18 protein-coding genes and 1 pseudogene are annotated in these 13,698 nt (G+C 37.1%); 18 read left to right on the top strand and 1 reads right to left on the bottom strand.

All coding sequences use genetic code 11. The annotated features are described in order from the left end of the window. The coding region (locus ACYIAL_RS11370) for a helix-turn-helix domain-containing protein (protein ID WP_483751737.1) at window positions 1-244 on the bottom strand (244 nt) is incomplete at its 3' end. 142 nt (window positions 245-386) lie between these two features. Between ACYIAL_RS11370 and ACYIAL_RS11365 the strand changes: the two are divergent. From ACYIAL_RS11365 to ACYIAL_RS11280, 18 genes and pseudogenes are all read left to right on the top strand, one after another. Continuing rightward, window positions 387-497 (top strand): annotated as a pseudogene (locus tag ACYIAL_RS11365) (helix-turn-helix domain-containing protein); the annotation flags it as partial. Window positions 498-567: 70 nt separating this feature from the next. Beyond that, on the top strand, window positions 568-798 hold the full coding sequence (locus ACYIAL_RS11360; RefSeq protein ID WP_483748350.1) for a helix-turn-helix domain-containing protein: 231 nt from the start codon (window positions 568-570) through the stop codon (window positions 796-798). Continuing rightward, entirely contained in the window at window positions 795-1,556 is a 762-nt protein-coding gene (locus tag ACYIAL_RS11355; protein ID WP_174796125.1) for a hypothetical protein, read from the top strand. Before ACYIAL_RS11360 ends, ACYIAL_RS11355 begins: the two co-directional genes overlap by 4 nt. Window positions 1,557-1,558: 2 nt before the next feature. Then, complete coding sequence (locus ACYIAL_RS11350; protein WP_174796126.1) at window positions 1,559-2,215, top strand: hypothetical protein; 657 nt, start codon at window positions 1,559-1,561, stop codon at window positions 2,213-2,215. Between the two features lie 654 nt (window positions 2,216-2,869). Continuing rightward, window positions 2,870-3,040: a RusA family crossover junction endodeoxyribonuclease gene (locus ACYIAL_RS11345; RefSeq protein WP_174796127.1), complete on the top strand. Its 171-nt coding sequence runs from the start codon at window positions 2,870-2,872 to the stop codon at window positions 3,038-3,040. A gap of 2 nt (window positions 3,041-3,042) precedes the next feature. Next, window positions 3,043-3,396, top strand: a complete 354-nt coding sequence (locus tag ACYIAL_RS11340) for an antiterminator Q family protein (RefSeq protein ID WP_174796128.1) — start codon at window positions 3,043-3,045, stop codon at window positions 3,394-3,396. 608 nt (window positions 3,397-4,004) lie between these two features. After that, entirely contained in the window at window positions 4,005-4,316 is a 312-nt protein-coding gene (locus ACYIAL_RS11335; RefSeq protein ID WP_174796129.1) for a phage holin family protein, read from the top strand. Continuing rightward, a complete protein-coding gene (locus tag ACYIAL_RS11330) occupies window positions 4,313-4,693 on the top strand; it encodes a DUF5675 family protein (protein ID WP_483751736.1) in 381 nt (126 codons plus the stop codon). Before ACYIAL_RS11335 ends, ACYIAL_RS11330 begins: the two co-directional genes overlap by 4 nt. A gap of 82 nt (window positions 4,694-4,775) precedes the next feature. Next, window positions 4,776-5,138 carry a lysis system i-spanin subunit Rz gene (locus tag ACYIAL_RS11325; protein WP_483751735.1) on the top strand — a complete coding sequence of 121 codons (363 nt, stop codon included), beginning with the start codon at window positions 4,776-4,778 and terminating at the stop codon, window positions 5,136-5,138. A gap of 245 nt (window positions 5,139-5,383) precedes the next feature. Beyond that, entirely contained in the window at window positions 5,384-6,028 is a 645-nt protein-coding gene (locus ACYIAL_RS11320) for a phage tail terminator protein (protein WP_483751734.1), read from the top strand. Further along, on the top strand, window positions 6,018-6,203 hold the full coding sequence (locus ACYIAL_RS11315; protein WP_174796133.1) for a DUF2635 domain-containing protein: 186 nt from the start codon (window positions 6,018-6,020) through the stop codon (window positions 6,201-6,203). The genes ACYIAL_RS11320 and ACYIAL_RS11315 overlap by 11 nt, the downstream gene beginning before the upstream one ends. Beyond that, window positions 6,193-7,692, top strand: coding sequence for a phage tail sheath subtilisin-like domain-containing protein (locus ACYIAL_RS11310; protein WP_483751733.1), 1,500 nt, complete (start codon window positions 6,193-6,195; stop codon window positions 7,690-7,692). The genes ACYIAL_RS11315 and ACYIAL_RS11310 overlap by 11 nt, the downstream gene beginning before the upstream one ends. Further along, on the top strand, window positions 7,692-8,054 hold the full coding sequence (locus ACYIAL_RS11305; protein WP_065638840.1) for a phage tail tube protein: 363 nt from the start codon (window positions 7,692-7,694) through the stop codon (window positions 8,052-8,054). Before ACYIAL_RS11310 ends, ACYIAL_RS11305 begins: the two co-directional genes overlap by 1 nt. Next, complete coding sequence (locus tag ACYIAL_RS11300) at window positions 8,054-8,356, top strand: phage tail assembly protein (protein WP_174796135.1); 303 nt, start codon at window positions 8,054-8,056, stop codon at window positions 8,354-8,356. The genes ACYIAL_RS11305 and ACYIAL_RS11300 overlap by 1 nt, the downstream gene beginning before the upstream one ends. Before the next feature lie 149 nt (window positions 8,357-8,505). Continuing rightward, window positions 8,506-10,683 (top strand): phage tail tape measure protein, encoded by a 2,178-nt coding sequence (locus ACYIAL_RS11295; protein ID WP_483751732.1) that lies wholly within the window; start codon window positions 8,506-8,508, stop codon window positions 10,681-10,683. Then, on the top strand, window positions 10,683-12,053 hold the full coding sequence (locus ACYIAL_RS11290; RefSeq protein WP_483751731.1) for a DNA circularization protein: 1,371 nt from the start codon (window positions 10,683-10,685) through the stop codon (window positions 12,051-12,053). The genes ACYIAL_RS11295 and ACYIAL_RS11290 overlap by 1 nt, the downstream gene beginning before the upstream one ends. Continuing rightward, window positions 12,050-13,123 (top strand): phage baseplate assembly protein, encoded by a 1,074-nt coding sequence (locus ACYIAL_RS11285; protein WP_483751730.1) that lies wholly within the window; start codon window positions 12,050-12,052, stop codon window positions 13,121-13,123. The genes ACYIAL_RS11290 and ACYIAL_RS11285 overlap by 4 nt, the downstream gene beginning before the upstream one ends. Then, entirely contained in the window at window positions 13,123-13,686 is a 564-nt protein-coding gene (locus ACYIAL_RS11280; RefSeq protein WP_483751729.1) for a phage baseplate assembly protein V, read from the top strand. The genes ACYIAL_RS11285 and ACYIAL_RS11280 overlap by 1 nt, the downstream gene beginning before the upstream one ends. Window positions 13,687-13,698 lie beyond the last annotated feature (12 nt).

Below are 13,698 nucleotides of genomic sequence, written 5' to 3'. Positions count from 1 at the left end.
CTTGGCGAGCCTTTAGATTTATGGATTCTATATTTTTTACTTCTTTCTCTTTCCCGCTTAAGAGCCATGCCATATCACATTTAAGAGCAACAGATATTTCATATAAATAGCGAGGTTTTTTTACATCTCCACTTTCAATCGCTTGATAAGATTGTTGTTTTATTCCAACTTGCGAAGCTACTTGTTCCTGCGTTAAATTTAATTCTTCTCGTCTGGTTCGGATTCGTTGACCAAGATTATTCATTTTAAAAGTCTCCATTGTGTTAAAAAAATAATACAGATAAATCTGTAATTGACAAACAGTATAAACTGTTATTTAATACAGTTATAACTGTTGATGTTTAATAAGGACAAATATGACAATGGGGTAACGAGTTAAACAAAAAAGAATTGAGCAAAATATAAACCAATCTTTTTTAGCTAATTTGGTCGGCATAAAACAACAGTCAATTAGCGATTTAGAATCTGGGAATATAGAAAACCAAGGAATATCGTAGAAATAGCTGAAGCTTTGAACTGTTCTGCTGAATGGCTATATTACGGAAATGAAGTTAATTTGAGGTGCGCATGAGTACATTAAACAATGAACGCACGCAGAGCCAATGCGAAAACATTTTACGGCATTTGCAAAGTGGTAAAACCATTAATCCATTACAAGCATTGAATGAATATGGTTGCTTTAGACTGGGTGCGCGTATTTATGATTTAAAACAGAGCGGATATAACATTGATAGCCGCATGATAAAAGCAGAAAACGGTAAGAAATATGCTGAATATTCTATGAGGATAATCAATTGAACGCAGTTGAAAAACTAAAACTAATAGGGCGTCCGAATGCATACTATCCAAAATTAGCAAAACCTTTAGGTGGTGTTAGTTCTGCTGTTTTATTCTCACAATTATTTTATTGGCAAGATAAGTCTACGTCTGATTTAGGTGTGTATAAAACTCGGGATGAACTTGAAGATGAAACAGGCTTAACACATAACGAGCAACGAACTGCAATAAAAAAACTATGCGAAAAAGGTGTTTTAATTGTTACAGAAAAGAGGTTAGAACATAAAACTTTTTACAAGATTGACAATGAAAAAGTTAATCAAGTTTTAAGCGATTTCGCCAACTCTATAACTCAATCATCACGACAAATGAAAAGTAGTTGCCCCGATCTCTACAATGTAGATGTCGAGACGACTACAAAATTAAGGTCGTTATATCAAGAGATTACTACAAAGAGTACTACAGAGAATACTACAAATATTATTGAGGATAAACCTAAAAAGCCAAAACGAGCACGCCAATTGCCTGATGGTTTTAAACCTAACAGTCATCATCGCTATATTGCGCAAAATGAAAATATCGATTTGGATAATGAATTTGTGAAGTTCAACGATTATTGTTTGGCTAGTGGGAAAAAATACATTGATTGGGATGCCGCATTTAATAATTGGTTACGCAATGCTGGGAAATATCAAAGATATAATCCATCTAGTAATAAATCCAATTTTACGAGCCTTGCTGAGCGAAATAGGCAAGTGCTTGAGAGCATGAGGAGTTAGTAATGGCGAAGATCACAGATGAATTTTTAGCTGTTATTGGGGGATTACTTGACCTCTATGGACAGCAAGCAAGCACTACCAAAGTTAATATTTATTGGTCAACGGTAGGGCAATATCCCATCGAGTCGTTACGAAGAGCTGCTAATGTATGGGTGCGTAAAAGTCAATTTATGCCGAAGCCTGCGGATTTAATCAAGCTAATGGATGGTTCGAATAATCATCTGTCATCAGATGAAGCGTGGTCGATTGCAATACTTGCTAGCAATGAAAACAATACGGTTGTTTGGACTAATGAAATAGCAAAAGCGTGGGCACAAGCTGAGATTGTCTACCGAAATGGCGACAAAATTGGAGCAAGGCGGACATTTATTAATGCATATGAGCGAATGGTTGATGAATCAATGATGTATGGACGTACCATTGAAGTGTTTGTTTCGCTAGGTAGTGATAAAGAAAAACGTACTGACGCTATAAATCATGCTGTTTTTACAGGGTTGTTAACGCAAGATCGAGCTAATTATTATCTGCCGAAACCAGAGAATTCGTTTGCAATGCTTGAATGTAAAATCAAGCAGGGAGCATCAAATAACAGCATGATGCATATTGCTAGTATTAAACAGATGTTAAAAACAGGTAGAGTCTGTGTTACAGCGAGCTAATCACAGCCCACAATGTCGCATCACATATTCAAAAATATGTTGTATGAGGATGTTAGAACGAGAATACAGTGTGGTGAGAATACAGTAAAGATTAAGCAACAATTAGCAAAACAGTATAAAGAACAATTATCAAAGGTGAAATGATGCAGAAGAAACACAAACTAATTAAAACTGATTTTAAATGCCCAGAATGTGGTGGAGAGTGTTTATATAACGTTGATTTAGACTTATTTGTTTGCAATAGACCTCTTATCAATGGTAACAGTGGAGTAAAAGGCTCTTGTGGTAAGTTTTATATGAATAAAATTAGGGCGAAACAATAATTAGGCTAACTAAAGAAGGATAGAGTTGAGGGCGTTGAGTAAGTTTGCCGTGCTGTAATAATAATCCAGAAACCACGGTATTAGCTTATCGTCGATTAGCTGGCTCCTGTTGGCGTAGTGATGAGAACTCAAGATATATTGATTAGGGAGGAAAAATTAAAATATGATTTATCTAATTTTTCCTTATTCACCAACGGTTAATCATTATTTGAGGGGAACGGCAAGAAAGCAAAGTTATATTAAACCTGATGACATTAAATTAGAAATATCGTTATTGCTATTGTATTGCAAAATAAAGCTAATAATAAGTTATCTGAAAGGGTGATCTTACATGGTAGATAGAAGAAAGCCAAATTTAGATAATATAAATAATGCCGTTTTTGATGCATTAATTCATAGCGGTGTCATTTTAGACGATGAACAAATAGATGTATTGCATAGCGAAAGCAGAAAAATGGTAAAGAGTGAAAAAATAGAATTAGTTATAAACAAATTGGAGTAATGATGAGAGAAACTAAAGAAATTTTAACAGCATGGAAAAACACTCGTATATTAAAAAGAATGGGAACAGAATACCCTTCAAAATCGGCTGGCTTTAATGGTGCGCCAATAGATTTTGATTATCGTCAGTATTTGACCGAAGATGAGGCAGAAATTGTTGATGATGCTGTGCTGATTTTAAAAAATGATAATTATTCTCAGTGGATTGTTTTAACCGCATATTATTTGCGGGGAGTTTCGTGTAACGCTCAAGCAAAAGCGATAGGGAAGCGTCCACATGATATTATTAATTTATTAAATCAAGCTGAGATGTTTATAAGGGGAAATATTTACGTACATTTCAAAAAAATTGCATAAAATGCAAAATTTTTAGATAAAAAAACTGGACTTTGCGCAAATGCGCATGTATAATTATATCAAAATGCGGTTTTCAACGCATGGAATTTAAGTTGGCTAAAATAGTTGAGCTTTTTTGCTATCCATATGTGTGTAATTTTATGAGAACACGGGCATATAGACGACATCAAGTTAAACGATGTCTAAATAATAGAAAGAATAATTTTTATTCTGGCGGTTCTTGAAAATCACTTAAAAAACATGTAACAACACCAGCAGCTTGCTCTTGTTGGATGTGTGAAAACCCAAGGCGATATCTCAACGAGTTAACATTGCAGGAACATCGCTCATTACTGAGTTTAAAAGAAAGCCTCAATTAAGAGGCTTTTTTGTTATCAAAATAGAATTTTGTTAATTGAAGCCGCTTAATAGCGGTTTTTTTATATCTAAATTTTATACATGTCAGCGACATTGATGTCGTTGATATCTAAACCGTGCCCATAAGCTCTGCATATCATGTACGTTTGGGTCCATTTATTTCTACAGAATCGACAGCAAAGCTAGACACACACATAACTACACAATAGCTAGTACGCTGTCATATCATTAACTAATAAAAAGATTTAATTATGCCGATAAAAGACCCTGATAATGTCAACTGGGTTGTTGTCATTTATCTATTTATCATTACATCGCTCGGATCATTAGCTAGCTATTGCTACCATGTGCTGAACGGTGGCAAATTCAATATTTGGGTGTTAATTGCTCAGATATTTATCTCAACATTTGCTGGCGCATTAGTTGTACTGGCTGCTAGCTATTTTAATTGGCAATTTGAATTTGCTGGAGGTGTAGCCGGTCTAGCTGGTTGGTCTGGCGCTACTCTTATTAAAGCGTTAGAAGAGAGGTTAATCAAAAAAGCGAAAGGAGATGGCAGATGAAGCTAACAAGGTTAAAAACCAGTGAACATGGTACGTTTGGTAAAATTCAGTTGCCATCTGGTAAGATTTTATCAACCTTAGAACTGCCATGGAAAGATAATCAACGTCAAATTTCATGTATTCCAGCTGCAATCTATCAATGTGACATAGTTAATTCGCCAAAGTTTGGTCGAGTATATCAAGTTAAAAATGTTCCTAATCGCTTTCATATTTTAATTCACGCCGGCAATTGGACCAAAGATACACTGGGTTGTATTTTAGTCGGTATGAGCAATAACGATTCCCAGTTATTTGGAAGCAGAAAGGCATTAAATCTATTGATGAATGAGCTTAACGGACAGTCATTTAAGTTAGAAATTATAGAAATCTATGAATAATACAAATGTAGCATTGATTAGCGCGTTGATATTTGCTTGTTATTTTGCATTCAACTGCTGGCAAGATAAAAGGCTTGCGGTAATGAGAGTAAATAAAGCCGAAGAAAAGTATGAAAAGTACATACAAGATAACAATGAAGTTAAAAAAATTGAATCAAATATTATCGAGGCAATAAAAAATGGTCAAGCTAAAACAAATGCTTTACGTAATGATATCGATAATGGTCTTGTCGAGTTGCGCGTCAAAGTCGAATCCATCGAGCGGGATAGTGCCACCTCCAGCGGTATTGCTCACAAAGCCTTACGACTTGCAAAGTCTTCTCAACAAGATTATTACAATCTCACCAATGCAATCGAGTACAATAAAGTAATAATTGACGGGTGGCAGAAATACTATTGTAAAGAGATTGCACCAAAGAATAATACTGAGTTTATGTGTGATTAGATTATCACAATCATCAACGTATACAACAACACTAGATGGTGTAAAGTCCAACTAAAATATTCTATGTTACATGTTTAAAGTAAAGCAGATATGAACGCATTATCGTAGTAGACCACATCATTCCGAATAAACTTGAACAGGCCTTAATACCTAAAGACCAAGCAATAATATTATTCCGCAATGCTGTCGCTACGGTTGATCAGTCGCCAGCATTATCCGTGTAAATTAATGAAGCAGGTTAAACAATGAAATTATCACATATCGTCCACATATTGCGCCATTTTAGCCCTAGCTTTGAAGGTCGTGTTGGGGGTGCTGCTGAATTTTCAGCTATCAAAGATACGGCATTCTTGCAATTACCTGCCGCTTATGTGGTTCCGCTTGATGATAGAGCAGAAGATAACAAGTCACAAACAGATTATTGGCAAAATGTGACAGAGAGGTTTGGGGTTATTGTTGTATTAAAGCCTATTGATGAGCGAGGACAACACGAAGCATACGACATTGTCGAAAATATAAAAACCGAACTTTGGCGAGCATTGCTGGGCTATGAACCTTCACCTGCGCATTATCCTATTCAATATGATGGTGGTGATTTACTTGATTTAGATCGAGGGAGAATTTTTTATCAATTTAATTTTAGTTCAGTGCGGGAAGTTGGGTTTGAGGATACTCGACAATATTTTGATTTAAACGCTATTGATAACCCAATCCCCGATCCTGATTGGCAACCCGATCCAAATAACCCCGATATTACCGAACCTCCGCAGTATAACCCGTTAAACATTGGAAACTTCGATACCCTATCAGGGGTTATTAATGAGCTGGATTCGGGGGTAACTGTGAATTTTCAAAATAACAATATCTATGAGAGAGACAATGATAATTAAATCTGTCAATAACAAACAGGTATATGATCCAGATAATGGGGATTATTTACCAACTAACGGTCGTAATGTTGAGTTTAACCAATACTGGGCTAGACGACTAACAAATAATGATGTTGAAGAAGTTACAAACATCAAAGTAAAACAAGAAAAAAGGGTAGCTAAAAATGACAATTAGTTTTAACAATATTCCTAACAATATAAAAGTCCCTCTATTTTATGCGGAAGTGGATTCCTCTGCAGCGAATACAATCCAAGATAGTGGTGCTTCATTAATTATTGCTTATCCGCTAGCGGATAGTACCATTGAACGTAATAAGCTCATTATTATGTCGTCTGTAGATCAAGCTAAAAAACTCGCAGGCCGAGGCAGTCAATTATCTAGAATGGTTGAATCCTATCGCAATATCGATAATTTTGGCGAACTTTTTGTGATTGCAGTAGATGAACCCACTGCTGGCTCGAATGCATCTGGTACTATCCAAATATCGGGTACAGCAGAACAAACAGGCACATTAAGTCTCTATATCGGTAACAGTAAAATTCAATCGAGAGTAACCGTTTCTGATACCGCAGAAAGCATAGCAAACGGTTTACATAATGCGATTAATGCTCATCCTGATTTACCCGTTACCGCAACCGTGACGAATAGCACAATAACGCTAACAGCCAAACACAAAGGATTGAGCGGTAATGATATTCCTCTGTGCTTTAACTACTATGGCACAATCGGCGGAGAAGAAACCCCAGACGGTTTAAATATTGTTATCACTCAAATGAATGGTGGAACTGGCACTCCAGATTTAACGCCAGTTATTGCCGCTATGGGTGACAAACTCCTTGATTTTATCGCATTCCCATTTAATGACTTATCATCTTTGGCAACATTTAATCGTGAAATGGATGATACTACAGGGCGTTGGAGCTATGCGCGCCAATTATATGGACACGCTTATACCGCTAAAAAAGGCGATTTATCTGAGCTTGTCGAATTTGGTGATAAATTAAATTACCAACATATTACTGTTGCCGGTTATGAAAAAACTATTCAAACGGGTATTGATGAATTAATTGCGATGCGAACTGCTCGTAATGCTGTATTTATTCGTAATGATCCGGCTCGACCAACGCAAACTGGATTATTAAATGGTGCATTGCCAGCATCTGATAGCAATCAGTTTACACTAACAGAGCAACAATCATTATTAAGCCACGGCATTGCGACAGCATATGTTTCTAGCGGTAATTTATTAATTCAGCGAGATATCACCACATATCAACGTAACAGTTACGGTGTAGCCGATAATAGTTATTTAGATAGTGAAACACTTCATACACTCGCTTATGTATTACGTAAATTACGTAGTGTGATCACATCTAAATACCCAAGGCATAAATTGGCTAATGACGGAACCAGATTTGGGGCAGGACAGGCAATTATTACACCCGCAGTAGCTAAGGCGGAAATCAACGCCACTTATCGTCAATTAGAATTATTAGGCTTAGTTGAAAACTTTGATTTGTTTAAAAAGAACTTAATTGTTGAACGAAATGTCAACGATCCAAATCGATTGGATGTGTTATTCCCACCCGATCTCGTTAATCAACTACGCGTTTTTGCTGTGTTAGCACAGTTTAGATTGCAATATCAAGAGGAGAAAAACTAATGACACAACGACGTATCGCTGGAACAACTTATATTAAAGTTGATTCCAACCAACTATCATTAACGGGCGGTATTGAAGTCCCGATGAATACTAACGTTAAAGAAAGTATTTTGGGGTTAGATAATAGCGTTCACTATAAAGAAACATTCCGTGCACCCTACATTAAAGGGACATTTAAAGTACCGGGCGATTTTCCAATCGACAAGTTGGTGTCGAGTGATTCAATGACCGTTACCGCAGAACTGGCCAACGGCAAAGTTTACGTTTTATCTAATGCTTGGGTTGAAGGTGAAGTTAATCACAATGCCGAAGAAGGTACAGCAGAAATCGAATTTCATGGTGAAGAAGGATTTTATCAATAATGAAAGAAATTAAATTATCACAGCCGATTATGGCACACGGCAATGAGTTACATGTACTGGAATTAAAAGAGCCAACAGTCAAAGATATCAAAAAATTAGGCTTTCCATTTGATAGCCAGATGATTGGAGATCCTAAAAAAGTGGCTGATTACATTGTTGCGTTAGGTAACGTTACACCAAGCTCTGTTGAACAGCTCACCCCGTATGATTTTTTAATGATCACCGGTGAAATTATGATGTTCTTTGGCCCAAAGGAGAAGGAGACAATACCTACAGTGGAGGAACAGGCGACAGTGAAATAATCACAATCGAATATCTCGTAAACCTTTGTTTTGACCTCGCCAAGTATTGGCAACTCTCCCCCTTTTATATCATAGAAGAATGTTCACTATCCGAAGTTTTTGAATTATGTGAACAAGCAAATCGCATAGAAAATAGCAAGGAATCATAAATGGCAGGCTTTAACTTAAAAGCAGTGGTGACATGTGTTGATAAGCTGTCACCTCAATTAAACAAAATGAAAGAAAAACTTGAGGAGTTCCAAAAAAAAATGAACGAATCAGGCTTTGGCAAACTTGGTTTAAAAGATGCTGTAACGGGCCTTTCTATTTCTCAGCCATTTGTAAAAGGGGTGGAGGATGCGATGGCATATGAAGAAGTGATGGCGGACCTCAGGAAGGTTGTTGACTTTGATACGCCTGAACAATTTAAACAAATGGGGCAAGATATTCGTGAAATGTCATTACGTTTGCCAATAGCAGCAAAAGATATCGCCTCTATCGTTGCAGAGGGTGGTCAGGCAAATATCCCAAAAGATGATTTGATACAATTTACTGAAGATGCTGTAAAAATGGGTATTGCATTTGGTACCTCAGCCGAAGAGGCTGTCAGTAATATGGCTACTTGGCGAACGGATTTAAAACTCACTCAAAGTGAAGTTGTTGGCCTATCCGACAAGATCAATTTATTGGGTAATGCACAAGGTGTAAAAGCAAAAGACATTTCAGATGTAGTCACAAAAATGGGGGCGCTTGCGGCAACATCTGGGGTTAGTGCTGATAAATTAGCAGCATTAAGCTCAACAATCATTGCAACAGGTACTAATACCGATCAGGCGGCTACCGGTATTGAAAACTTAATGCTGACGCTGACATCAGGTATAGGAGCGACTGAGGAGCAACAAGAGGCATTGCAACAGTTAGGCTTCACATCAACTCAAATAGCAAAAGGGATGCAGAAAGATGCCGAAGGGACAATTATGTCGGTACTTGAATCATTAGGTGAAGTATCTAAAGATCGTCAATCGGCTGTATTAACCATGTTATTCGGTAAAGAAAGTGTTGCAGCTATATCGCCATTACTCGACAATATGGAGCTATTAAAAACAAACTTTAATCGGGTTGGTAATGCTTCTCAATATGCTGGTTCAATGCAGAAAGCATATGAATCCTGTTCAAACACGACCGCAAATAAACTACGACTTTTTGACAATGCGCTAACCAATATTAGTTTATCAATTGGTGACGCCTTATTACCGGCATTTAGTCAACTATTAGAGGAGTTAACACCGCTGGTTATTTCGTTCGGGCATTTTATTCAAGAAAACCCTGAGCTAGTGAAAATGGTGGCGATGGCTATTGCGGGATTAATTGGATTACGGATTGCGTGTGCCGGTGTGAACTTTATTGTTGATGCATTATCAACGGGGATCGATATTTACAACGGCGTGCTCAAAGCTAATGAATTGGCAACAAAGTTTCATGCGGCTGCTCAAATAAAATTATCAAATGTATTTAAAAAGGTACGCGCAGCATCAATGGCTTTAAATGCGGTAATGGCGGCGAACCCAATAGGATTTATTATGACGGGCATTGCTATAGCTGCAGTGTTAATCATTACATACTGGGATGATATTGTTAAATTTTTTCAGTGGTTGTGGGGGGTAATTAAGCCTTATGTCATGCCTATTTTTGATGTCTTTATTGACGGATTTAAAGCTGGAGCGGCGCTAATTGAAGAAGGTTGGAATGCTGTTATTAAGTTTTTCAGTGAGTTATGGGAATTCATTAAACCATTTGTTATGCCCATTATTAACCTCTTTATAGAAAGTTTTGAATCTGGTGGTGAAAACATCGTAAAATCATGGCAGGTGGTAAGTAATTTCTTTAGCGATCTATGGGAGTTTATTCAACCTCATGTAATGCAGATCATCGATGTATTTGTCGAACCTTTCAAAGACGCTGGTGAAGCTATACCAAAAGTGTGGGAAAGTGTTCAGAATTTCTTTAAAAACTTGTGGGATAACGTTAAGTCCGGCATCCAGCCGCTGCTTGATGCATGGAACTCTATTTTTGGTGAAAAAGAAAAGCAAGTAAAAGTGACTGTTGATACAGGGAGTTTACCGAAAGAAATGACCCGTCCAATGGTTGCATCCCCATATTATCAAAAACCGCAAATGCCACTAAATAACTTTTCAAATAGTAATGCAAATCGAAATAGCAACGGTGAATTGGTCGTGAAGTTTGAAAATGCACCACAAGGAACTATTGTAAAACAAACCAAGCAAGCATCAGGTTTTAATACTAAAGCTGATGTTGGCTGGAATCCATATGCTTTAGGAATATATTGATGAACTTCATGAATTGGTTAAATAATTTATTGCCGGCTAGTTTTCGTGGTGTACCGTTTCAAGTTAGCGGTACATCATCTGAATTCGGTCGGCGCAATCAAACACATGAATACCCGTTTAGGGATGTGCCCTATACCGAAGATCTGGGGCGTTCAGCACGTAAAAATAAAATTGACGCCTTTGTGATTGGTGACGATCACAAAGAACAAGCTGAAAAACTGATAGAAGCAATCGAGGAAAAAGGCGCAGGGATACTCATCCATCCAATACTTGGTGAACTTAATGTCAATATTGTGGGTACCGCAACAGTAAGTAATTCCGTTGAAAACGGTCGAATGACTGTTATTTCATTCTCCTTTGTTGAAGCCGGTGAATTAATATTCCCCGATTCCTCTGTTGCTACTGATGATGTAGTTGATGAAAATGCAGATAATGTAGATCAAGCGCTATTAGATACGTTTGAAGATTTTGACTTAATCGATGCGCCCGATTTTGTACAAAGTAATATTCTTGATGACATCATGTCAATTTTAAATGACATTGCTGATGCTTATAATGCGATAACACCATATGTTAATGATGCGGTTAAAATATTAAATAGTGACTTGTCGCCAATTCTTGGTGCTGGTGGCTCATCCATTATTAATTCAATTAAACATGTTTGGAAGAGTGCGACAAAATTTGTCAATTCGGGGAACGAACTGGTTTTAAGAGCTAAAGTATTTACGAGCATATCGTCTATAAAAAGTGCTTTACCTGATGTTATTTGGTTAACGGATAGCAAATCCACCAAAAAAAGAAAGAAAAATCAAAACTTAATTAATACTGCTATTCGAGTAACCGCACTAACAGAAGCATCACGATTAATTGCGTCACTACCGAAACAGGTTGAAGATAAAAGAAAACAAGCTTTTGCTCCTGTGACGTTAGAATCAACAAAAGGTAAAAAAGAGCATTCTTTTGACCAAGATCATACGTTACCAACTGGTCATTCAACGGCTAACATAACAAACACTCCCGTATCAACATCATCAACAGTTGAAAAAAGTAATACAATTTCATTTGATGATTTACTGGATATTAAAGAATCCATTAACGAGTCTTTTGATAAAGAATTATCGCGAACCGTGCATGATAATTTATACGTTGCGCTAGTAAAATTAAAAGCCGCGGTTAACCAAGATATCAATGCACGCTTACTTAAAATAGAGAAAACAATTGTTTATATTCCTAATGAAGTATTGCCCGATTTGGTTTTAGCTCACTATCTCTATAACAATGCTACACGTTGTGATGATATATCGATTCGCAACAATATTCTTCATCCTGGTTTTATTCCTGTTAAAGAGCTGCGAGTACCAAAACCATGAATCAAAATAAAGTTTTTTTAAAAGTTAACCGTCAGTATTTTGGCGGTTGGACTGATGTAAGTATTTCGGCCGGTATTGAACGGCTAGCCCGTGATTTTAATGTCACAATCACCCGCCAATGGCCTTCATCAGGTGACGATTCAGAAACAAAAATTGATGTTAAAAACGGTGATTTAGTTGAAGTGTATATCGATGATGATGTGGTTTTAACCGGTTATGTTGAAGCGTTACCGATTCGATATGATGCAGGTTCGCTATCAATGGGCATTGTCGGCAGAAGTAAAACGGCAGATTGTGTTGATTGTAGTGCAGAACCCAAACAATATAGCGGTAGTTCAACTATTCAAGTAATTCAAGATTTGGTTAAACCCTTTAAGCTAAACGTTATCAACCAAGCTAATGATGCTGGCTCTTTGAGTATTCAAGCGGATCAAGGGGATACTGTTTTTGATGTCATTAGTAAAATAATGGGCATGCAGCAAATTATTGTATTTGATGATGAGCAAGGGCAAGTGGTTATTGGTGATATTGGTTCAGATGAGGCAAAAACAGCATTGGTTTTAGGGGCTAATATTTTGTCTGCGGATACTGAAAAGAGTATCAAAGATCGGTATTCCGATTATTTTGTGTCAGGGCAAAGCGTCGGTGATGATAAAAACTTTGGTGAAGCAACGCTAGTATCTGTTAGATCTACATCTAAAGATGAGGCAATCCGGCGTTATCGTCCATTAATCATAAAGCAGTCAGGCGATTCAAATAACGGTACATGTCAAGAACGTTGTGAAATGGAAAAAGTGCTGAGAGCAAGCAAAACCAGAGAAGCCACTTACACCGTACAAGGCTGGCGACAAGGTGACGGCACGTTATGGAAACCAAATCAAATGGTTGTTGTTGATGATCCATTACTTGGATATGATAACGAGAAATTGGTTATTGCCGAAGTTAAATACAGTCTAAGTAGCGGTGGAACATTATGCGAGTTAAAAGTCGGTCCAGTTGAGGCCTATTTACCGGATAAGAAGAAAACCAAGAAGAAAAAAGGAAAGCAATCCGATGGCGAGGTATTCTAATGCGTAAGGCTTTAAATAAAATAATGAACCTTGTATCTAGGGGCTATATCACATTCAGTAACAGTGCAAGTAAATGTCAGATGTTGCAAATCAAAATGTCGGGCGGTGAACAAAAAAGTGATGTCGAGCATATCGAACCATACGGCTTTACGTCGTGTCCGCTTGACGGAGCAGAAGCGGTAGCGCTATTTTTAGACGGCGATAAATCGCATGGTGTGATTCTTGCTGCTGGGGATCGTCGCTACCGTATTAAGTCGCTTAAAAAAGGTGAAGTTGCTATTTACACAGACGAAGGCGATTACATTATTTTTAATCGCAATAATGAAATCAATGTAAAAACTAAGCGATTTATTGTGAGTGCTGATGATGCCATAGAGCTAAATACTAAAAACTTTTTAGTTAACGCCTCATCAGCAACACAATTTAATACACCATTATTAAAAGTATCTGGGGAAATAGAAGATAAAATCAGTACTATTTCAAACATCAGAACTATTTATAATGGTCATACGCATAACGAAACAAACTCGGTCACACAAACTCCTAATCAATTATTAGAATAATTCTCACTTCAT

The sequence above is a fragment of the Gilliamella sp. X-57 genome, from assembly GCF_057063565.1.
Note: the sequence above shows the minus strand (reverse complement) of the source record. Positions and strands in the feature narration are given on the sequence as shown.